Origin of the sequence: Rhodoferax sp. AJA081-3 (genome assembly GCF_017798165.1) — a bacterium.
Lineage (GTDB): Bacteria > Pseudomonadota > Gammaproteobacteria > Burkholderiales > Burkholderiaceae_C > Allorhodoferax.
Map to the genome: position 1 here is coordinate 3,564,346 of NZ_CP059068.1, position 20,050 is coordinate 3,584,395.

A 20,050-nucleotide genomic window follows, 5' to 3' on the forward strand; every position below is an offset into this window, starting at 1 on the left:
AGGGGACTAGCCCTTGCGCACGATGCGTTTGGCGGGGCGGTCCACACCGCTGTCGTTGCCCGGTTTGTCGGTGTACAGGTAGGCTGAGATAGCGTCCGTCAGCTTTTCCGCCTGCGCTACCTGGTTGTCGCCACTGACCATCAGACTGGTGACCAGGGCTTCTATTACCAACAGCGCAGCGGTGTAACTGCTCGATAACACCGGGTGGGTGGCCGGTGCCACCAGCACATCGTGCGACCAGTTGGCCAGTGGCGAAGCCATGGAATCGGTCAGCGCAATCACATGGGCGCAACGGTCCCGCGCGTAGCGCGTCAGCATGACGGCGTCACTCGCATAACGCGGGAATGAAATGGAAATCAGCAAATCCTTGGGGCCGATGTTCATCAGCCGCCCGGCCGCCACTTCGGTACCGCCAAACTCCACGACATTGATGGCCTGGCGGCAAAAGGGCTGCAGGTCCAGCGCCAGCATGGCCGACAGGTGGGCGCTGATACCAAAGCCCAAGGTGTAGACCGTCTCCGCCGCCAAAATCTTGTGGGCCGTAGCGATCAGCATGGCCGGGTTCAGGCCCGCGGCTGCCGCCTGGAAATTGCTGACACTGGCGTCCAGGCTCTCGGCAATGATGGGCTTCCCACTGCTACCGTCCTCGTCTTTGCGTTGCAGCACATTGCGCAACTTGTCGACCGGCTGGAACACGGGTTGCAAAGCCGTTTGCAATGCGTCGGCCATGCCACTGCGCAGCGCGCCAAAGCCGCTGAACCCCAGTGCCCGCGCAAAGCGGCTGAGGGTTGCAGTGGATGTTTGGGCATTCGCCGCCAGTTCCTCAATGCCCCAGGCCGTGGCACGCACCGGGTTGCGCAGCAAAAAATCGGCGATGGCCACATTCGTGCCTTTTCCCTCGGCCAGTACGGCGCGCAATTTGAAGCCCAGTTCCGATTGCGCAAATGCGGTGTCAACCGAAGGGCTGGAGTAGGCCGCAGGTGCGGAGGCGTCTGGGGTGGTGGTGGACATAGTGGGGGGATTATCCGGTGTCGTGTTGGTGCTTACTGCGACAGTCCAGGCTTGGTCGGTTGGCACCCGTCGGTGCAAGGCGAGAACTGCACCCGCAGACCGGTATAGGCCACGGGCGAAGGGGTGTTTGCATCTGGTGCGACGGCGGCGCGGAACACCGTGTGGGTATCCCGTGACAGCGTGGCGCTGTAATAGGGCTTGTTCTGTGGGTTGAGCGGATCGGCGCTGTTGTGGGTGCTGCCATAACCCTGCGCCGCACCTGTGCGGCCCATGGCTGTGGCCAGGTTCAGAAAGTTGTAGGAACCAGTGTCCAGCAAGCGGTCCTGCACCACCACCGCGGGTGCGGTTGCCAGTGGTAGCACGGGCGCGCTGCTGGACAGGGTGACCTGCAAGTCACCCGTGGCGTCTATGCGGGCCATGTCGCCTGACAGCAGGTAGTGGGCCTGAACGCCTTGGATGCTGAAGTGTTTCTGGGGATGGCTTTGGGCTTGGGCATGGCGCACATCGGCGATGAACACGCCGCCTGCACCCAACACCGAGAAATGCGTGGTGCCCGCGGCGTCGGGTTGGCTGACCAGCAGTGCCGTGTTTTCATCCACACCAAAGCCGTAGTGCATGGCGCTGTCAAACGTGGCGCGCACCAGGCGGCCCTCACGCGCGCGCCGTGAGAAGTGGGAATCCAGCACACCAAAGCGGAAAACGCCCAGGCCGCCCAGCGGGTAGATGACGGGCGAGAAGTTGGCATTCAGTTCGGTTTGCCCAAGCTCTGCCGTATCACCTGCCACACCGCGCCCCTGCGCAAAGCCGTTCTTGAGCGCATCGTAGCTGCTGCCTCCGCCCACCATGGGCACGGGTTTGCCCTGCCACAGGCTACCACCCTGGATATGGTTGCCGGCGCTGGTGCCTGCTACAACCAATTGGCCTAGCGCATGGCGGCGCTGCAGTATGGCCAGTTGTGCACTGGGCAGTGTGTAGTTGCCCGCAGCGTCTTGGGAGACCAGACTTTCCAGATGGCGGGCCTGGTTGCCACCGGAGAAATAGATGCCATTCAAGCGGCCCAACAGTTCGTTCAAGGCCTGCCCCCGGTTGGCGCACAGGGCCTGTTGTTGCTGTGCCAGGTCGGGGAACAACAGGTCGGCGTGGTAGACCACCCGTTCGGGCCGGGTGTTGGTATAGCTGTCGTAGTAGTAGCGCAGGTGGGCGCAGTCGTCGGCATCGAGCGCCTGGCGAGAGCCACCGTCCAGCGGCAGGTACACCACATCGGCACCCGCCGACTGCAGCATGAAAACATTGATGTCACGGTCCGCAAACGGGTGTGAACCTGCCGATGCCGTGACCACACCAATCAGGGGTTTGCGTCCCTGGTTGAGCGCCCGTGCGGCGGCAACGATCGCATGGGTGATGGCCACACTGGCTGTATTGGATGAAAACACGGTGGAGCGACCCTGCAGCTTGCGCCGGTAGTGGGGCAGCGGGTCCACAAAGGCCGAGCGCAGCATGGCGCCCTCGGCCAAGGTCAGGCGATCGGCGTCGCTGGCTGGCGGCTGCGACAGCAAACTCTCCAAGGCTGGCCATGTCAGGTGCTGTTGGGGTCCGGAAGCCTGCAGGGCCTGCACCGACCGCGCCAGCACCAAAGACTTGCGGCGCGCATCAAACAGCCGCATCGGCACATTGCGCAGCGCATCCACGCGGGCCTGGGTCAGGCTGTAAGTGAAGGCGGGTGTGGCGTTTTCGGCGTCGAAGCTGAGGTCGTCACGGGTCAGGCCCTTGAAAGCTGGGTCCTGCGCCAGGATGGTGTCCCAATCCGCCATGCAATCGCGCCCCTGGCTGGTGCCGCTGTAGCTGGAGCAGCGGCGCTCTGCGCCGCCAATCACGACGTTGGCGATGGGGGGCATTGCATCGGCCCACGTGTCCTGGCTGCCCATCATCAGGCACCCCAGCGCAATGGCAAAGAGCGCACCCCGCCAAAGAGGGGAAAAAGAGGCGTGTGTGGGCATGTGGCAAACCATGTTCTAGCAATCTGGAGTGGGTCAAAAATTTTCAACATATCGTGCATTGAAAACAAAATGAGCCATTCTCCGCGCAAATTTCCCCGATGAAACCCGATTTGCATGAATTCGCGTCAGGGTTTGTCCTTATATTTTCATATAAACCGATTATGAAAATAACTGTACATTACGGTTTCCTAGTTCGGAAACGGTTTCTCTCTTTCATCCTTTTCAGGAGTCTTCATGCCCCGCAAACTGCCCTTTGCGCTCGCCGCCATAACCGCCCTTGGGTTGGCTGCGGGCGCCCACGCCCAAGCCCCTGGATGGGCCAAAATCCGCATTGGTGTCGAAGCCAACTACCCGCCATTCTCCCAAATGGGTACCGATGGCAAGTTCTCCGGTTTTGACATCGACATTGCCAACGCCCTGTGCACCACCATGAAGGCCGAGTGCACCCTGGTCTCCCAGGAGTGGGACGGCATGATGCCCGCGCTCAATGCGCGCAAATTCGACATGATCGTCGCCTCCATGACGATCTCGGAAGAGCGCCTCAAGGTCGCGGACTTCAGCGATTCGTACTACGACATCCCGTCCACCTTCATCGCCAAGACGGGTGTTTTCAAAGACGTGAGCCCCGCCAGCCTCAAGGGCAAAACCATCATCGTGACGCGCAATACTCCGCGTGCCAAATACATCGCCGAGAACTACAAGGACAGCCAGGTGCTGCAGGTGGCCAAAGAAGCCGATGTGACCATGGAGCTGTCGGCCGGACGCGGCGACATCGGTTTTGGCTCCTCGCTGGCAGCTACCACCGCCTTCCTGAAGTCGCCCGAGGGCAAGACCTTCAGCAAAGTGGGCCCGCCCATCAACCCCAGCGGCAACAAGGCGGGTGGCACCGGCATCGCCATGCGCAAGGGTGAAGAGACCCTGCGCACCAAGGTCAACGCAGCCCTCAAGACCATCACCGGCAACGGTGTCTACAAGTCCATCAACGACAAATATTTCGACGTGAACATTCGCGGCGAATAGCAGCAACACGTCCCCTCCCGCCTTCTCGCCACCACCAACCCCAGATCCACTATGACACGCACCACTTCGTCTTCGTCCGCACGCGCCACGTTTGCGCTGCGCCCCTGTGCCCATGCCGCCGCACTGGCCGTATCCCTGCTCGCCAGCCAGGCCGCGCTGGCCCAGGCCGAAACCGGCAAACTCGACCGTGTGGAAATCACCGGCAGCTCCATCAAACGCGTGGATGCCGAAACCGCACTGCCAGTACAAGTGATCAAGCGCGAAGACATCGACAAAAGTGGTGTCACCACGGCGGCAGAAATTCTGAAGAACATCACTGCCAACACCGCACCCCTGTCGGACGGGGCCAGCATCACCGACGGCACCTCCGGCCAGCGGGGCTTCAATGGCGCCAATTTGCGCGGCCTGGGTGTGTCGTCTACCCTGGTCTTGCTCAATGGCCGCCGCCTGGCCAACTTTGCATCGCCCGGCGACAACGCGGGCGTGGATCTGAACAATATTCCAGCCGGTGCCATCCAGCGGGTGGAAGTGCTCAAAGATGGCGCTTCTGCCATCTACGGCACTGACGCGATTGGTGGTGTCATCAACTTCATCACCCGCAAGGACTACCAGGGCGTGGATTTGAATGCCTCGATCGCCAATACCCAACAGGGCGGCGCCGGCAAACGCACCGCCAGCATCAGCGCAGGTGCCGGTGACCTGAACAAGGACGGTTTCAATGTGTTTGGTGTGTTGGATGTGCAGCGCTTGGACCCCCTGCGTTCGACCCAGCGTGCCTTCATCCAGGACCGCCCGCTGGCCACCACGTTGCCCGCGCTGATGTCGAGCAACACCTTTCCGGCCAATATCGACATCTCCACCGCGCAGCGCAACACGCTGATTGCCAAGGGCCTGTTGCCTGCAGGTTCCACACGCAACCGCATCAACCCCAGCTCACCCACTTGTAACGGACCCGCCACCGTGTTTGCCACCAGCGGCCCCGGCGGCCCGCTGGCCTGCAGCTACGACTACATGCAAGACACCGAGATCTACCCAGAAGCCAGCAAGGTGGGCTTTATCGGCCGCGCTACGTTCAAGATCAACGAAGACCACCAGGTGTTTGCCGAGCTGGTGGAGTCGGACGCCAAGTCGCGGTATGTGCTCAGCCCCAACCCCGTCCGCATCCGCAACCTGCCGGTCAGCGTGTTGCCATCCGCCTACGCCGCAGCGCTGGGCACCGGCACCGTCAGTGGCATCCGTTACCGCATGACCGAAGCCGGCAACCGCACAAATGAAGTCAACAGCAAGGCTGAGCGTCTGGTGATCGGCGCCAGCGGCCTGATTGCGGGCTGGGACTACGACATCGGAGTGGCCCGTGCCGAAAACAAGGCCACCGACACCTATGTCAATGGTTATGTCCTGTTCGACAAATTTGAAGCCGGTGTGCGCAATGGCACCATCAACCCGTTTGGCCCCTCTAGCCAGGCCGGCCTGGACCTGATCAACAGCATCAAGATCAACGACACAGCACGCAGCTCCAAGGGTGTGTCCACCAGCATCGACGGCAAGATCTCCAAGGCCCTGATGCCGCTGGATGGTGGTGACCTGGCGGTCGCGCTGGGTGGCGAACTGCGCCGTGAAAACGCGACCTTCACACCCTCCAGCCTGCTGCTGTCCAACAACATCGCGGGTGACCGCGACTCCGGCGCACTGGCCGGCTCGGCCACCGACATCAAGGCCACCGACAACAGCCGCGAGGTTTCTTCTGTGTTTGCTGAGGTGAATGCACCGGTCAGCAAAACGCTGGAACTGCAGTTCGCCCTGCGCCACGACCGCTACAACGACGCCGGCTCCAGCACCAATCCCAAGTTTGGCGTGCGCTGGCAGCCCCAGCAGAACTTCCTGGTGCGGGCATCCGCCGGCACGGGCTTTCGCGCACCCTCGCTGGACGATCTGAACCGGCCCATCACCTACGGCACCACGTCGAGCTTCCTGACCGACCCGACTTGTCTGGCCGCACAAGGGGGAGACATCGACTTCTGTACCAACCAGTGGCCGGTGGAGCGCCGCTCCAACCCCAACCTGAAGCCTGAAAAATCGCAACAGGCTTCCCTGGGTTTTGTGCTGGACGCCACCAAGGAGCTGAACTTCAGCGTGGACTATTGGAACATCCGCAAGACCGATGTGATCAGCACCCTGGGTGAGCAGGTGATTGTGGACAACGCCGCCAAATACAACGGCACCTACATCCAGCGCAACAGCTTTGGCGACATCACCAACATCATCTTGAAGAAGGAAAACCAGGGCAGCCTGGAGACCTCCGGTCTGGACTTTGGTGTGGACTACCGCGGTGCCTCCACCAGCGTCGGCCGCTTCAGTGCCAACTTCAGCGGCACGCTGGTGCTCAACTATGACCGCCAGTTTGGCCCGCTGGAACCCATGCGCAGCAACCTGGGTGTGTTCCTGAATGACCAGGTGATCCAGAAGTGGCGCCACCGCATCAGCTTCGGCTGGGACCAGGGCCCCTTCAGCCTGACACTGGCCAACCAGTACTCTCAGGGCTACCGCGACCAGAACACCACATACGACCCGACCAGCAACAAGCTGCTGGCCGCGCGTGATGTAGAAGCCTACTCGCTGTGGGACCTGACCGGCAGTTATGCCGTCAGCAAGGCGTTCAAGGTGCGCGCCGGTGTGCTCAACCTGTTGAATACCGCGCCCCCGTTCTCCAACCAGGCCTATTACTTCCTGGCCGGTTACGACCCCACCTACACGGACCCCCGTGGTCGCAGTGCCTTTGTCAGCCTGAACTACGCGTTCCGGTAAGCCAAAAGCACCCACCAACCACACCCTGGTTGGTCAAATCGGCAGGTAGCCCCCGTCAAATGGATGCTACCTGCTCCTAATTCAATAGCAATCGAGGCCTACTGTGCTCTACGGTTATTTGCCAGCCATTCTGGAGGGGCTGGGCCTGACGCTGCGCGTCTCAGCCCTGTCACTCGCCATAGCCTGTGTCTTCGGCCTGATAGGCGCTGCCGCCAAGTTGTCGGGCTCGCGCGCGGCCCGCTGGAGCGCCGAGGTCTACACCACCTTGATCCGTGGCATGCCCGAGCTGGTGCTGATGCTGCTGATTTTCTACGGCGGCCAGATCGGCATCAACAAACTGGCCGAATCCCAAGGCTGGGACTACATCGACATCCCGCCGTTCATTGCTGGTGTGTTGACCATAGGTTTTATCTTTGGCGCCTACCTGACCGAAACTTTCCGCGGGGCCATTCTGGCCGTACCCAAGGGGCAGGCGGAGGCCGGCCTGGCATTTGCCATGTCACGCAATATGGTGTGGCGGCGTATCGTGCTGCCGCAAATGGTGCGCCATGCCATCCCCGGCTTTGCCAACAACTGGCTGATCATGATCAAGGCATCGGCACTGGTGTCCATCATCGGGCTGGACGACATGGTGCACCGCGCCGGCCTGGCTGCAGCGTCTACCCGCGCGCCTTTCACCTTTTATGTGGCCGTGGCGCTGATTTATCTGACGCTGACCAGTGTCTCCATCTTTGCCCTGTCGCGTGTAGAAGCGCGCTTCAGCCTGGGCGTGAAGAAAGTGCAGTTCTGACATGCAATGGCAAACCATTTTTGAAAGCCTGCCGCTGTATGTGGAAGGCATCCGCACCACGCTGGTCCTGTTGGTCATCAGCCTGCTGAGCTCGTTTGTACTGGCCGTGCCGCTAGCGGTAGCACGGGTATCGGCCAAACCCTGGTTGTCCAAACCCGTGTGGTTCTATACTTATGTGCTGCGCGGCACACCATTGCTGGTGCAGCTGTTCATCCTGTACCACGGCCTGGCCCAGTTTGAAGCCGTGCGGGAGAGTGCAGCCTGGGTGTTGCTGCGCAATGCCTGGTTCTGCGCCTGGCTGGCGTTCACGCTGAACTCCACCGCCTACACCACCGAGATTTTTGCCGGCGCGCTCAAAGCCACCAATAACGGCGAGATCGAAGCGGCCCGCAGTTATGGCCTCAGCGGCTTCACGCTGTACCGCCGTATCTTGTTGCCCAGTGCGCTGCGCCGTGCGCTGCCGCAGTACAGCAACGAGGTGGTGGGCCTGATGCACGCCACGGCCATTGCCAGCACGGTCACGCTGGTGGACATCACCCGGGTGGCGCGCGACGTATATGCCAACACCTTGCTGGTGACCGAGTCCTTTGGTGTGGCGGCCGTCATCTACTTTGTGCTGACCTTCAGCCTGGTTGGCCTCTTCAAGCTGCTGGAACGTCGCTTCCTGCGCCACCTGCAGCCACAGCAGAACCGCACCGTCAAAGCCGCTCCCCATACCCTGCAAGCCGTTGCCGCGGCATCACCCACACCGCGGCCTGCCGCCAAGACTTCCTAAAACGCCTTTTTACCCATGCAAACCCAAACCATCGAACTCCAAAGCGGATCGCCCGGCATTCGCCAGTCCTTGCAAGTCCTGCGTTTTGGCAAGCCCGGCGCCCGGCCCAAGGTCTACATCCAAAGCGCGCTGCACGCCGATGAAGTGCCCGCTATTCTGGTGGCCCAGCATTTGGTGCCTTTGCTGTCACAAGCCGAAGTTGAGGGCCGTATCGCCGGTGAAATTGTGCTGGTGCCCTTTGCCAACCCCATAGGCTTGGGACAAACCTTGTTGGGCCAACACCAGGGGCGTTTTGACCTGCGCGACGGTGGCAACTTCAACCGGGGCTATGCCGAACTGGCCGCCAAGGTGGCAGAGCGTGTGCTCCCAAGCTTGACCCAGGACATGGCGCACAACACGCAGACCATCCGCAAGGCCCTGGTGCAGGCGGTGGATGCATTGACCGCCGCCAATCCCACACAGGATCTGAAAATCAAACTGCTGGGCATGGCCGTGGATGCCGATGTGGTGCTGGACCTGCACTGCGACACCGACGCGGTGATGCATGTGTATGCCCTCACGCCGCAGGCCGCCATCGCCGAGCAGCTCGGCGCGGCGCTGGGTGCCCGGGCCCTGTTGCTGGCCACCGAGTCGGGTGACTCCCCGTTCGACGAAGCCTGCACCCGGCCCTGGTTTGAGTTGCAGAAGCTGCTGCCCGAGTATCCGATCGACCTGGCCTGTTTTGGCGCTACGGTGGAGTTGCGGGGCGAGGCCGATACCAGCCACCTGCTGGCCGAACAGGACGCGCAGGGTCTGTGTGCCTTTCTGGCGCAGCGCGGTGTGTTGACCGGCATGGCCGAGTCGCTGCGCAGCCCCCAGTGTGTGCCCACGCCGCTGTCAGGCTCCGAGCCCATCACCGCGCCCCATGCGGGGGTGGTGGTGTTCCACCGCACGCCCGGTGAACGGGTGGTGGCGGGGGATGTGATTGCGGATGTGGTGGACGCGCTGACCGGCAATGTGACCCAGCTGCGCTGCAAGTCCGACGGTTTGTTGTATGCCCGTTGTGGCTCGCGCTGGGCTGTGCCGGGTAAACGCCTGGCCAAGATTGCCGGCACTTCGCTGGCGCGCACTGGAAAGTTGCTCAGCCCCTAAGCCTTAAGCCCTCAGCGCTTGGCTCCCCATCACACCACTTTGAGAGATATTTCCATGTCATCCCACACCATCCTGCAAGGACTGGACATCTGCAAACGTTTTGGCAGCAACGAAGTGCTCAAGGGCGTAAGCGTCACCGCCAACAAGGGCGACGTGATCTCCATGATCGGCTCCAGCGGTTCCGGCAAAAGCACGTTTTTGCGCTGCCTCAATCTGCTGGAGCAGCCCAACGCGGGGCGTATCGTGCTGGACGGCGAAGAGTTGCAGATGGTGCCCGACAAGCAGGGTGCCCTCAAGGTCAGCAGCCAGGCCCAGCTGCAACAGCTGCGTGCCCAAGTCTCCATGGTGTTCCAGCACTTCAATTTGTGGGCCCATATGACGGCGCTGGAGAACGTGATCGAAGCGCCCATCCACGCCTTGGGGTTGAGTAAGGCCGAGGCCACCGAGCGTGCCCATGCCTACCTGCAGCGTGTAGGCGTGTACCACCGCAAGGACGCCTTTCCGGCCCATCTTTCGGGCGGTGAACAACAGCGGGTTGCCATTGCCCGTGCCCTGGCCATGGAGCCCAAGGTCATGCTGTTTGACGAGCCCACCTCGGCGCTGGACCCCGAGCTAGTGGGTGAGGTGCTGCGCGTGATGCGATCTGTGGCCGAAGAAGGCCGCACCATGGTGGTGGTGACGCACGAGATGGGTTTTGCGCGCGAGGTCAGCAACCAGTTGGTCTTTCTGCACAAGGGGCAGATCGAGGAGCAGGGGGACCCGGCCGAGGTGTTGTCGCGTCCGCGCAGCGAGCGCCTGCGCGCCTTTTTGTCCAACAGCCTGAAGTAAATCCACCGAGGAGCCCCATCCATGACCCGCTACATCGACGTGGCCGACATGCAGCAACTGGTGCTGCACCATGGTATTGAACGCATGATGGCTGAAATGGCCGAGTGCATCCGTACGGACTTTGTGCGCTGGGCGGGTTGTGACACGTTTCCGCGCGCTGCCATGGCCTGTGGGGTGCTGGCCGATGGTGCCACGGGTTATCCCACTCTGGTGAGTGAGCGGACCATCACCACCGCTTTGCGCACGGCCGCCACCTCGGCGCTGGCGGCCAAGGCTTTGGCACGCCGCAACAGCCGCAGCATGGCCTTGATCGGCAATGGTGCACTGAGCGAGTTCCAGGCCATTGCCTTCATGACCCAGTTGCGCATCGACGAACTGCGGGTGTTTGATGTGGACCGCCAGGCGACCGACAAGCTGGTCAACAATCTGGCGCCCTATGCCCAGCGCGGCACCGTACGCATCGTGCGTGCGGCGTCCATACGCGAAGCCGTGCGCGGCGCCGACATCGTGACCACCGCCACGGCCGACAAGGCCAATGCCACCATACTGACCGATGACCTGATCGAACCAGGCATGCACATCAATGCGGTGGGTTGTGATGGTCCCGGCAAGACCGAGCTGCAGCCCAGCATCCTGCTGCGCTCCAAAGTGTTTGTGGAATACGAGCCGCAGGCCCGCGTGGCAGGCGAGCTGCAGCAAATGCCGGACGACTTTCAGGCCCACGCCTTGTGGAAGGTATTGGCACGCCAACTGCCGGGTCGCGACACGGCCCGGCAAGTCACGCTGTTTGACTCGGTCGGGTTTGTGCTGGAAGACTTGTCGGCCCTGCGTTACATCCACAACCTGTCCCGAAAAATGGGCATTGGCAGCACGGCCTACCTGGTGCCCGCGTTGCGTGCCCCCAAAGACCTGTTCGCTTTTGCAACCACCGCACGCCCCGCGCTGCGCCAAGCCGCATGAATACACGTGTACTGCAACTGATAGGTGCCGAAGTGGGCGAGGGCGCCAGCGATGGTGGTTGTAAATGGGCGCAGCCAGCCCTGCGCGAACGCGGCATACAGCTGGCGCTGTCGGCGACCGGGCGGGTGGTGACCTGGGGTGATCCTGTGACCGCCCAGCCCCTGCGTGCCAGCAATCGCCTGGACGCGATCGAACACTTCTCGTTGCGCCTGGCCGCCGCGGTGGAGAAAACGCTGCGGGATGGCAAACAACCCCTGGTGCTGGGTGGTGACCACTCCAGCGCGGCCGGCACCTGGAGTGGTGTGGCCCAGTTTTTGCGCCCGGTTGGGCGATTGGGCCTGATTTGGATAGACGCCCACATGGATGCCCACACACCGCAGACATCGGACAGCCAGGCGCCGCACGGCATGCCGCTGGCCGCGCTGCTGGGCCACGGGTCCGACGGCATGGCCGCGTTGTACGGTTGGCGCGGAAAACTGTTGCCCCACAACGTGGTGGTTATCGGTGCCCGCAGTTACGAGCCGGCCGAGGCCGAACTGCTCGCGGCGCTCAATGTGCGGGTGATGACCATGGAAGAAGTGTTGGACCGCAGCTTTGCGGTTTGCTTCAACGAGGCCCGCAACCAGGTCACGCGCGACACCGTAGGCTGGGGCCTGACGCTGGACCTGGATGGGCTGGACCCACTCGATGCACCGGGCACCGGCACGCCAGTAGAGACCGGCATCCGCCTGGCCGACGCGTTGCCGGTGTTGGCACAGTGCAGCACTGACCCGACCTTTGTGGCCATGGAGCTGGCCGAATACAACCCCTTGCGCGATTTTGGTGGCCACACGGCAGAGGCCGCCAAACAACTGGTGTGCGCGGCACTGGCTCCCGGAGAACCGGTGCAGGCCCTGGCGGCCTGAGAGACTGCGGGTATTGGCATTGGCATGGATCTGAATGCCATTTGCGGCAACTCTTTAAGCCAAATCGGCCTCTAGCCCCCGAGTAATATAAATAATACGCTATTGTTTTTATAGTATTCCGGTTGTGCTGAACCGGCAGCCTGGCCTTGGGCGCAACGCTGCCGGTCGCGTACTTGAAGCCCTGCGTTACCGCATCCCGCCGGAACGTCAGCACAAAACGCAGCGGGATGTAGCTGTCCGACGGCGCACTTTACAGGTGCGTCGCGCATGCTGGTGGGCGTGTGGTTCACAGTTTGGGTGCGCAAATCTTGTATACCAGTGACTTGCAAGTGGCATACAAGTTGCTCACAGCTTGCGGGTATGACCAGCGCAACCGACATCAGCAACCGCATCATTGAAGCCGTCATGGCCCAAAAGCTGGCCCCCGGCGCACGCCTCGGGGAGCAGCAGCTGGCCATGTTGTTTGATTGCAGCCGCACCATCGTGCGTGAGGCATTGACCCAGTTGGCCGCCCGCGGCATCGTCACCGTCAGCAGCCGGCGTGGCTGGTATGTGATTGAACCCTCGCTGTCCGAAGCGCGTGAAGCCTTTGAGGCCCGTCGCGTCATCGAGATGGGCCTGATCCGCTGCACCACCTCCGTCAGCAAAGTTGCAATCAAACAACTCAAGGCCCATCTTGCCAAGGAGAAGGCAGCGGTCAAAGGCGACGACGTGGGTCTGCGCAGCTTCCTGTTGGGCGATTTTCATGTGTGTCTGGCCGAATGCCTGGGCAATAACCTGCTGGCCGACACGCTACGCGACTTCACGGCGCGCACCACGCTGATTGCGATGTTGTACCAGTCGTCCCACGACGCCGCGCATTCGTGTGCGGAGCATGTGGAGATTGTGGCGGCGCTCGAACAGAGCGACTGGGCGCGCGCCGAGCAACTGATGCAAACCCATATCGGTCATGTGCAGGCCGCGCTCAAGCTGGAAACCGCCAGTGGCGACCCGCTGGCCGAACTTCGCCACGCGCTCAAACCTTTGTCTGGCGCATCTGCCACCGCCGGCGCCACACCGGCACAGGACTTGCATACAAGCCCTTCCAAGAAATCCCCCAAAGACCCATCCACCTACCTAGGAGCTCTGTTATGAAACTGGTTCAACTCAACAAACGCCACTTCAGTCTGGCATTGGCCTGTGCAGCCATGCTGACCGCCACCGCCACCGCCACCGCCGCCCAGGCGCAAACCGCGCTGGATGACGTGCTGAAAAGCAAAGTGCTCAAGGTCGCCGTGCAAACCGACTCCGCGCCCTATGGATTTGTTGGCACCGATCTCAAACCCATTGGCTTGGATATCGACATGGCCAATTACATTGGCAAGAAGCTGGGCGTGGCCGTGGAACTGGTGCCGGTGGTCAGTGCCAGCCGCATCCCTGCCCTGCAAACCCGCAAGGCTGATCTGGTGATTGCTACCTTGGGCAAAAACCCGGACCGCGAAAAAGTCATCGACTTTGCATCCGCCTATTCGCCGTTCTTCCAGGCCGTGTTTGGCCCTAAAAATATTCCCGTGAAGAGCTTTGCCGATCTGGCCGGCAAATCCGTGGGTGTAACCCGTGGCGCGATGGAAGACCAAGAGCTGGGCAAGGTTGCACCCGCTGGCGTGGACACCAAACGTTTTGAAGACAACAACGCCACCATTGCCGCCTTTGTGTCCGGCCAGGTGCAGTTCGTGGCCTTGGGCGCCTCGGTGGCCGGCAACATGATGACCAAGAACCCGCAACTCTCCAGCGAATACAAACTGTTGCTCAAAGAAAGCCCCAACTTCATTGGTGTAGCCAAGGGCGAAGACAAGCTCAAGGCCAAGGTGAATGACATCGTGGCCGAGGCCAAGAAGACCGGCGAGCTGGACGCGCTGGCCAAGAAATGGCTGGGTCGCCCTGCCGGTGACCTCCCCATCTAAGCGCTGAATCTTCTGTTGAAGCTCTGACGGCATCGCGATGCGGATTCAACTCGACTTTATGGCGGTGCTATCCCAGTGGCCGCTCTTGCTGACTGGTGTGGCTTGGACCCTCTCGCTAACCGCCATCTCGGTGCTGCTGGGCACGCTGCTGGGTACGGCCTGCGCCTGGGTGCGTGCGCGTGGCTTTGGCGCCAACCTCGCCCCGGCCTGGTTGCAAGCCGCCGTGGGCGGCTATGTGGAGCTGATCCGCAACACACCCTTCATCGTGCAGCTGTTCTTCATCTTCTTTGGGTTGCCGGCTGCGGGTGTCAAGATTTCTGCCGAGACAGCTTCCGTCATCGCCATGGTGATCAACCTGGGGGCCTATGCCGCCGAGATCATCCGCGCGGGGCTGGAGGCCACGCCCAAGGGCCAGATCGAAGCCGCGCAAAGTCTGGCACTCAACCGAACCCAGACCTTTGTGTGGGTGGTGCTGCCACCGGCCTTGAAGAAGGTGTGGCCCAGCCTGGTCAGCCAGATCATCATCGTGATGCTGGGCTCCTCGGTCTGCGGGCAGATTTCGACCCAGGAGCTGAGCTACTCCGCGGACCTGATTCAGAGCAACAACTTCCGCTCGTTTGAGGCCTTCATTGTGGTGGGCGGTATCTACTTGGTGCTCTCCATTGGCACGCGGCAATTGCTCAACTGGGCGGGCGCCAAGTTTTTGTTTGGCAGGAGGTAGACCATGGTTGACTTCTCGCTCTGGGACATCATCCGCAACCTGCTGCTGGCGGGCCGCTGGACCATTGGCCTGTCACTGATCGCTTTCATCGGCGGCAGCACAGTGGGCCTGCTCTTGCTGATGCTGCGCCTGACCAAGCTGCCTGCGGTCGAGCCACTGGTTGCGGCCTACGTGCAACTGTTCCAGGGCATCCCGCTCTTGGTACAACTGTTCTTGGCCTACTACGGTTTGGGTTTGTTTGGCATCAACACCTCGCCCTGGGTGGCAGCGGGCATTGGGCTCACCCTGTATGCCAGCGCCTTTCTCACCGAAATCTGGCGTGGTTGTGTGGCAGCCATTCCCCGCGGCCAGTGGGAGGCATCCGAGAGCCTGGCGCTGAGCTTTTACGAACAACTGCGCTACATCATCCTGCCGCAGGCCGTCCGCATTGCGGTGCCTCCCACGGTGGGTTTTCTGGTGCAGGTCATCAAGGGCACGGCGCTGGCTTCCGTGATCGGTTTTATGGAGCTGACCAAGGTGGGCAAGACCATTGCCAATGCCACTTACAGCCCGTTCCTGATTTTTAGTTGCGTCGCAGTGATGTACTTTTTGCTGTGTTACCCCATCAGCCTGTACGCCAAGCACCTGGAGAGGAAGATCCATGTCCATCGTTGAAATCACGGGCCTGCGCAAGTCGTATGGCGCCAACGAAGTGCTCAAGGGCATAGACCTGCAGGTGCAACCGGGTGAGGTGATTGCCATCATCGGCAAAAGTGGCTCGGGCAAAAGCACGCTCTTACGCTGTATCAACGGGCTGGAAGAATTCCAGAGCGGCAGCCTCACCGTGGACGGCAAACCCCTGCTGTACAAGAACGCCGCCGCCATGCGTGAACTGCGCCAGCACGTGGGCATGGTGTTCCAGAGCTTCAATTTGTTCCCCCACCTCACGGTGGGAAAGAACATCATGCTGGCACCGGGTTTGGTCAAGAAGAAAGACGCAGCCGCCAACGAAGCCATGGCGCGCAAGCTGCTGGAGCGTGTGGGCTTGGCAGAAAAGTTTGACGCCTTTGGCGAACAGCTGTCCGGCGGGCAGCAGCAGCGCGTGGCCATTGCCCGTGCGCTGGCCATGGAGCCCGCGGTATTGTTGTGCGACGAAATCACCAGCGCGCTGGACCCGGAGCTGGTGGGTGAGGTGTTACGCGTGGTGGAGACCCTGGCCGACGAGGGCATGACCCTGCTGATGGTCACGCACGAAATGAACTTTGCCCGCAAGGTGGCTGACCGTGTCATCTTTATGCACCAGGGTCTGGTGCATGAGATGGGTGCACCTGCGGAGTTGTTTGCCAATCCGCAGACGGCAGAGCTAAAGCAGTTCCTGAGTTCGCTGCACGACTGACGGTATCGCGGGCTGCGTGCAGGCGTTCAGCGCCACTTGGCCTCTATGCGTGCGTACTCCCCTGATTTGCGAACCTTGGCCAGACCCTGGTCAAAGAGCGAAACCATGCGGTCAATGTCGGGATACTTGGGTGAGAAAGACAGGTACAGCTGCGGTGCCACCAACACACCGTGCAGCGCAAAACCTTTCCCCAGGTCCGGGTGCGATTTGGCGATGGCGTTGGCCACCCGGTCAAACACCAGCGCATAGTCCACACGGCCGGCCACCAGCTTGCGCAGCGACGACAAATCAGACGGCGCCTCGTCGCGCAGCATGGTGGGGTCACCATCAAAGGCGGCACCGTAGTCGTAACCGTGGGTGGTGCCAATGCGTTTGCCACGCAGGCCTTCCAAGCCCAGGGGTTTGGGTACTACACCCGGTGTAACCCGGCCATAAATTCCTATACGCGCCTGGAACAGGGCTTGCTGGTGCCAGCGGTAGCGGGATTCTTGCACCGGGTCGCGCAGGGTATTGAAGCAACCGGCCAGGTCACCCCGGTCCACCTCTTTCATGCACCGTGCGTAGGGCAGGGGCACCAGTTCTACCTCTACACCAGCGGCGGCCCATGCGGCACGCACCAGATCAACGGCAAACCCCTGAGGCTTGCCTTTCACGGACGAGGAATAAGGGCTCCAGTCGTCTTCTGCGCCAATGCGAATACGTTCACTTGCCATGGCGTGTGCACCACACACGAAGAACAGGCATAACAAGCCGCGCACCACGTGAGACTCCATATCGTTCACTATCCCCGGAAAAAGTGGTGTTGACAGTACCACAGCCCATGGCACAACAGCCAAAGACCGGCACGCTAAACTGCCACCATGCAACTCGCCGCCAACCAACTCAGCAACCATTTGCAGCGTGGACTCAAAAGCCTGTACACCGTGCACGGCGACGAGCCACTGTTGCAACAAGAAGCGCTGGACGCGATCCGCGCCGTGGCGCGCCAACAGGGCTTTACCGAGCGCACCTCCCACACAGTGGCGGGCGCCCACTTTGACTGGAGCGAGGTGCTGGCAGCCGGTGGATCACTGAGCCTGTTTGCCGACAAGCAAATTGTGGAGATCCGCATCCCTTCGGGCAAACCCGGTAAGGATGGCAGCGTGGCCTTGCAGCAACTGGCCGAGATGTCGCAGGGCAATGACTCCACACTGACCATCGTTTTGCTGCCCAAGCTGGACAAGATGACCAAGTCCGGCGCGTGGTTTGCAGCATTGGAGAGTTTTGGCATCACCCTGCAGGTGGAGCCGGTGGAGCGCGCGGCGTTGCCGCAGTGGATTGCGCAACGCCTGTCCACCCAGGGTCAGCGTGTCGCGGCGGGAGAAGAAGGCCAGCGCACGCTGCAGTTTTTTGCCGACCGGGTCGAGGGCAATTTGCTGGCGGCACACCAGGAGATTCAGAAACTAAGCCTGTTGTTTCCGGCAGACGGCCCCGGCGGCGGCGTACTCAGCTTTGAGCAGGTGGAAAGCGCCGTGATGAATGTGGCGCGGTACGACGTCTTCAAGCTCAGCGAGGCTGTGTTGGGCGGCCAGGCACTGCGTGTGCAGCGCATGTTGGACGGCTTGCAGGCTGAGGGCGAGGCCGAGGTGCTGGTGCACTACACCTTGAGCGAAGACATACGCGCGCTCAAGCGCGTCAAGGACGCGATGGGCCAGGGCCGCCCGCTGCCGATGGCCCTGCGAGAGCAGCGGGTTTGGGGTGCCAAGGAGCGGTTGTTTGAACGGGTGTTGCCGCGTTTGAGCGAAACCGCGCTGGCGCAGCTGCTGCAAAGCGCCCATGTGGTGGATGGCATTGTCAAAGGCCTGAAGCAGCCGGACTGGCCTACGTCCGGCTGGCAGGCACTGCACCGCCTGGCACTGCAATTGTGTGGCTTGTGCGCGGCACCGGCTGCGCCGACCCGTCCAACCCGGTAGTTGGCAGGGCCATGTTTTTTTACTGGCCCCTGCGCCATACCCGTTGTACATTTGGCTTTTAGGCTACCGAGGCGCGTTATGGACAACAAAAATTGGCAAGAATCGACGGTGGTGTACGGGACAGAAGACATTCTGACCAGCCTGTGTAACTCGGTCACCCGTGTGCTGACCGTGGCCACCACCTCCGAGATCCATTACTCTGGCATGGTGCAGCGCATCACCAAGACCTGCCTCAAGCCCGACATCGGTTGTTTTGTTCTCTTTGACGGCGGTTTCTCCGGCCTGGTGGTGCTCAATTTTTCGGCCGCAACGGCCATGGAGTTGTACGAGAGTTACATGCTCAACATGGGCATGCCCAAGAGTGAATTGGCCAGCGCCCACACGTCGGACGAGGTGGGCAACATCATGGGTGAACTGATGAACCAGATCGTGGGTGATTTCACCGGCAAGGTGCGCCGCGAACTGCAAACCAATATCACGCAGAACCAGCCCAAGATGCTGGTGTTGAACAAACAGGTGGTGCTCAGTGTAGACACCCAGCTGGACAAACCTGAGTCGCGCCGCGTGACCTTCTACACGGGCAAAAACAATATCTTTTATCTGGAGCTGGCGATAGACCGCACCGAATTCATCAAACTGCACGACTTCGAAGTCGCCGAGACTATCAATCCAGACGAGGTGTTGGCCCAGGCGAAAGCGGCAGGACCTGCTGGCCCGGCCGCAGCACCCGAGGCCAACACGGACCAGGACGAACTGCTGAAGTCACTGGGCATGTAGACACCAACAATTAGCCAGGGGGATGGGACCATGGATCAAGAACCACAGCCGTTGAAACCCCTGCCCCCGGACCTTGCCTGCCTGGTCCAGCGCTTGGTCGATCTGCGCAACGCGCTCGAAGAAACCGTACTTGCCCTGAGTGACTACCAATGCACCCTGGATTCCGAAGACACCCGAGCTGCGGGCTTGCAGGTTGTGCAAGCTATTGAACGGGCCAAGGCGCGGGACTACAGTGCGGGTGCTGGCCCCCACCAGACCTGAATGATCCGAATGGACTATTGAAGGGCCTGACCAATCCCTGTAAAAACCGACAGCGGCTCTCGATCGCGTTTTGCGATGCGGTCGGGGCGCAGGCGCAGAAGAAAACTTTTGCGTCTTCTTTGTTGTCAACTTTCAGGGAGTTTTTATGAAGATCACACAACTCGTGGCGGCTGCGGCCATCACACTTTTGTCCGCTACATCCGGTCACGCCAGTACAGCGGCCAGCGGCAAGATCATTTCGGGCACAACGTTTGCCACCAACAATGCGTTCCAATTTATGAACGACTCGACAGCGGGTGAGTACATCACCTCGCTGACATGGAACCTGACACCCATCGGCGGCTTCTTTGACACCACCAATGCAGGCCCCGGCGCTTCCAGTTCGGGCCTGCAACAAGGTGCCGCCAGCGACGACGTGGGTGCCATGTTCCCCACCAATGCATTCCAGGATGGTTTGCAGTCCTTGACGATCCTGTTTGGCGCGAATTCCTTTTCATCCGGCGAGCGGTTCATCTTTGGCGTGGATACCGATTTCTTTAGCTGCATCGATTGCACGGGCATCAACGGCAATGGTTTTGTCGGTGCTACCGTTTCGGCAGTCTTCTCCAATGGCGAAACCCGGTATGGCACGTATACCTTGACCAATGAGGCCGGCTTCGGATCCAAGGTTGGTATCACGTCGGTGTCTCCAGTGCCCGAACCCGAAACCTACGCCATGATGCTGGCCGGTCTGGGTTTGATTGGCGCCATCGCCCGCCGCCGTAAACAAAAGCAAAACGCTTAATCTGCGCGCTGCTTA

Annotated in this window: 20 protein-coding genes; 17 read left to right on the forward strand and 3 right to left on the reverse strand. The window is 61.1% G+C overall.

Going from position 1 to position 20,050, the window contains the following annotated elements; genetic code table 11:
- Positions 1-6: 6 nt before the first annotated feature.
- Both HZ993_RS16665 and HZ993_RS16670 read right to left on the reverse strand, forming a co-directional pair.
- Positions 7-1,011, reverse strand: coding sequence for a MurR/RpiR family transcriptional regulator (locus tag HZ993_RS16665; protein WP_209393860.1), 1,005 nt, complete (start codon positions 1,009-1,011; stop codon positions 7-9).
- 32 nt (positions 1,012-1,043) lie between these two features.
- On the reverse strand, positions 1,044-3,008 hold the full coding sequence (locus tag HZ993_RS16670; RefSeq protein WP_209393861.1) for a hypothetical protein: 1,965 nt from the start codon (positions 3,006-3,008) through the stop codon (positions 1,044-1,046).
- A 234-nt stretch (positions 3,009-3,242) separates the two neighbouring features.
- Here HZ993_RS16670 and HZ993_RS16675 point away from each other — a divergent pair, with 234 nt between their 5' ends.
- The 13 genes from HZ993_RS16675 (at position 3,243) to HZ993_RS16735 (ending at position 16,261) form a co-directional block, all read left to right on the forward strand.
- A complete protein-coding gene (locus HZ993_RS16675) occupies positions 3,243-4,028 on the forward strand; it encodes a transporter substrate-binding domain-containing protein (RefSeq protein WP_209393862.1) in 786 nt (261 codons plus the stop codon).
- Between the two features lie 51 nt (positions 4,029-4,079).
- Positions 4,080-6,833, forward strand: coding sequence for a TonB-dependent receptor (locus HZ993_RS16680; RefSeq protein ID WP_209393863.1), 2,754 nt, complete (start codon positions 4,080-4,082; stop codon positions 6,831-6,833).
- Between the two features lie 103 nt (positions 6,834-6,936).
- Positions 6,937-7,623, forward strand: a complete 687-nt coding sequence (locus HZ993_RS16685; protein ID WP_209393864.1) for an ABC transporter permease — start codon at positions 6,937-6,939, stop codon at positions 7,621-7,623.
- Position 7,624: 1 nt separating this feature from the next.
- Positions 7,625-8,398, forward strand: coding sequence for an ABC transporter permease (locus HZ993_RS16690; RefSeq protein WP_209393865.1), 774 nt, complete (start codon positions 7,625-7,627; stop codon positions 8,396-8,398).
- 15 nt (positions 8,399-8,413) lie between these two features.
- On the forward strand, positions 8,414-9,529 hold the full coding sequence (locus HZ993_RS16695; RefSeq protein WP_209393866.1) for a succinylglutamate desuccinylase/aspartoacylase family protein: 1,116 nt from the start codon (positions 8,414-8,416) through the stop codon (positions 9,527-9,529).
- A 54-nt stretch (positions 9,530-9,583) separates the two neighbouring features.
- Positions 9,584-10,357 carry an ABC transporter ATP-binding protein gene (locus HZ993_RS16700; RefSeq protein ID WP_209393867.1) on the forward strand — a complete coding sequence of 258 codons (774 nt, stop codon included), beginning with the start codon at positions 9,584-9,586 and terminating at the stop codon, positions 10,355-10,357.
- A 21-nt stretch (positions 10,358-10,378) separates the two neighbouring features.
- Entirely contained in the window at positions 10,379-11,317 is a 939-nt protein-coding gene (locus HZ993_RS16705; RefSeq protein WP_209393868.1) for an ornithine cyclodeaminase, read from the forward strand.
- Entirely contained in the window at positions 11,314-12,222 is a 909-nt protein-coding gene (locus HZ993_RS16710; RefSeq protein ID WP_209393869.1) for an arginase, read from the forward strand. Before HZ993_RS16705 ends, HZ993_RS16710 begins: the two co-directional genes overlap by 4 nt.
- A 360-nt stretch (positions 12,223-12,582) precedes the next feature.
- Entirely contained in the window at positions 12,583-13,356 is a 774-nt protein-coding gene (locus HZ993_RS16715; protein ID WP_209393870.1) for a GntR family transcriptional regulator, read from the forward strand.
- Positions 13,353-14,165, forward strand: a complete 813-nt coding sequence (locus HZ993_RS16720; protein ID WP_209393871.1) for a transporter substrate-binding domain-containing protein — start codon at positions 13,353-13,355, stop codon at positions 14,163-14,165. Before HZ993_RS16715 ends, HZ993_RS16720 begins: the two co-directional genes overlap by 4 nt.
- A gap of 37 nt (positions 14,166-14,202) precedes the next feature.
- Positions 14,203-14,886, forward strand: a complete 684-nt coding sequence (locus HZ993_RS16725; protein WP_209393872.1) for an amino acid ABC transporter permease — start codon at positions 14,203-14,205, stop codon at positions 14,884-14,886.
- A gap of 3 nt (positions 14,887-14,889) precedes the next feature.
- Positions 14,890-15,540 carry an amino acid ABC transporter permease gene (locus HZ993_RS16730; RefSeq protein WP_209393873.1) on the forward strand — a complete coding sequence of 217 codons (651 nt, stop codon included), beginning with the start codon at positions 14,890-14,892 and terminating at the stop codon, positions 15,538-15,540.
- Positions 15,527-16,261: an amino acid ABC transporter ATP-binding protein gene (locus HZ993_RS16735; protein WP_209393874.1), complete on the forward strand. Its 735-nt coding sequence runs from the start codon at positions 15,527-15,529 to the stop codon at positions 16,259-16,261. Before HZ993_RS16730 ends, HZ993_RS16735 begins: the two co-directional genes overlap by 14 nt.
- 26 nt (positions 16,262-16,287) lie before the next feature.
- Here HZ993_RS16735 and HZ993_RS16740 read toward each other — a convergent pair whose 3' ends face one another.
- Positions 16,288-17,034 (reverse strand): ABC transporter substrate-binding protein, encoded by a 747-nt coding sequence (locus HZ993_RS16740; protein ID WP_209393875.1) that lies wholly within the window; start codon positions 17,032-17,034, stop codon positions 16,288-16,290.
- An 87-nt stretch (positions 17,035-17,121) separates the two neighbouring features.
- Here HZ993_RS16740 and holA point away from each other — a divergent pair, with 87 nt between their 5' ends.
- From holA to HZ993_RS24625, 4 genes are all read left to right on the forward strand, one after another.
- Positions 17,122-18,213 (forward strand): DNA polymerase III subunit delta, encoded by a 1,092-nt coding sequence (gene holA / locus HZ993_RS16745; protein ID WP_209393876.1) that lies wholly within the window; start codon positions 17,122-17,124, stop codon positions 18,211-18,213.
- Between the two features lie 78 nt (positions 18,214-18,291).
- A complete protein-coding gene (locus HZ993_RS16750; RefSeq protein WP_209393877.1) occupies positions 18,292-18,990 on the forward strand; it encodes a DUF3334 family protein in 699 nt (232 codons plus the stop codon).
- A gap of 30 nt (positions 18,991-19,020) precedes the next feature.
- A complete protein-coding gene (locus HZ993_RS16755; RefSeq protein ID WP_209393878.1) occupies positions 19,021-19,251 on the forward strand; it encodes a hypothetical protein in 231 nt (76 codons plus the stop codon).
- 145 nt (positions 19,252-19,396) lie between these two features.
- Positions 19,397-20,035: a PEP-CTERM sorting domain-containing protein gene (locus HZ993_RS24625; protein WP_245213665.1), complete on the forward strand. Its 639-nt coding sequence runs from the start codon at positions 19,397-19,399 to the stop codon at positions 20,033-20,035.
- Positions 20,036-20,050 lie beyond the last annotated feature (15 nt).

Coding starts and splice junctions, on each gene's coding strand:
- HZ993_RS16665 (WP_209393860.1), bottom strand. CDS start 1,011: ATGTCCACCACCACCCCAGACGCCTCCGCACCTGCGGCCTACTCCAGC.
- HZ993_RS16670 (WP_209393861.1), bottom strand. CDS start 3,008: ATGCCCACACACGCCTCTTTTTCCCCTCTTTGGCGGGGTGCGCTCTTT.
- HZ993_RS16675 (WP_209393862.1), top strand. CDS start 3,243: ATGCCCCGCAAACTGCCCTTTGCGCTCGCCGCCATAACCGCCCTTGGG.
- HZ993_RS16680 (WP_209393863.1), top strand. CDS start 4,080: ATGACACGCACCACTTCGTCTTCGTCCGCACGCGCCACGTTTGCGCTG.
- HZ993_RS16690 (WP_209393865.1), top strand. CDS start 7,625: ATGCAATGGCAAACCATTTTTGAAAGCCTGCCGCTGTATGTGGAAGGC.
- HZ993_RS16695 (WP_209393866.1), top strand. CDS start 8,414: ATGCAAACCCAAACCATCGAACTCCAAAGCGGATCGCCCGGCATTCGC.
- HZ993_RS16700 (WP_209393867.1), top strand. CDS start 9,584: ATGTCATCCCACACCATCCTGCAAGGACTGGACATCTGCAAACGTTTT.
- HZ993_RS16705 (WP_209393868.1), top strand. CDS start 10,379: ATGACCCGCTACATCGACGTGGCCGACATGCAGCAACTGGTGCTGCAC.
- HZ993_RS16710 (WP_209393869.1), top strand. CDS start 11,314: ATGAATACACGTGTACTGCAACTGATAGGTGCCGAAGTGGGCGAGGGC.
- HZ993_RS16715 (WP_209393870.1), top strand. CDS start 12,583: ATGACCAGCGCAACCGACATCAGCAACCGCATCATTGAAGCCGTCATG.
- HZ993_RS16720 (WP_209393871.1), top strand. CDS start 13,353: ATGAAACTGGTTCAACTCAACAAACGCCACTTCAGTCTGGCATTGGCC.
- HZ993_RS16725 (WP_209393872.1), top strand. CDS start 14,203: ATGCGGATTCAACTCGACTTTATGGCGGTGCTATCCCAGTGGCCGCTC.
- HZ993_RS16730 (WP_209393873.1), top strand. CDS start 14,890: ATGGTTGACTTCTCGCTCTGGGACATCATCCGCAACCTGCTGCTGGCG.
- HZ993_RS16735 (WP_209393874.1), top strand. CDS start 15,527: ATGTCCATCGTTGAAATCACGGGCCTGCGCAAGTCGTATGGCGCCAAC.
- HZ993_RS16740 (WP_209393875.1), bottom strand. CDS start 17,034: ATGGAGTCTCACGTGGTGCGCGGCTTGTTATGCCTGTTCTTCGTGTGT.
- holA (WP_209393876.1), top strand. CDS start 17,122: ATGCAACTCGCCGCCAACCAACTCAGCAACCATTTGCAGCGTGGACTC.
- HZ993_RS16750 (WP_209393877.1), top strand. CDS start 18,292: ATGGACAACAAAAATTGGCAAGAATCGACGGTGGTGTACGGGACAGAA.
- HZ993_RS16755 (WP_209393878.1), top strand. CDS start 19,021: ATGGATCAAGAACCACAGCCGTTGAAACCCCTGCCCCCGGACCTTGCC.
- HZ993_RS24625 (WP_245213665.1), top strand. CDS start 19,397: ATGAAGATCACACAACTCGTGGCGGCTGCGGCCATCACACTTTTGTCC.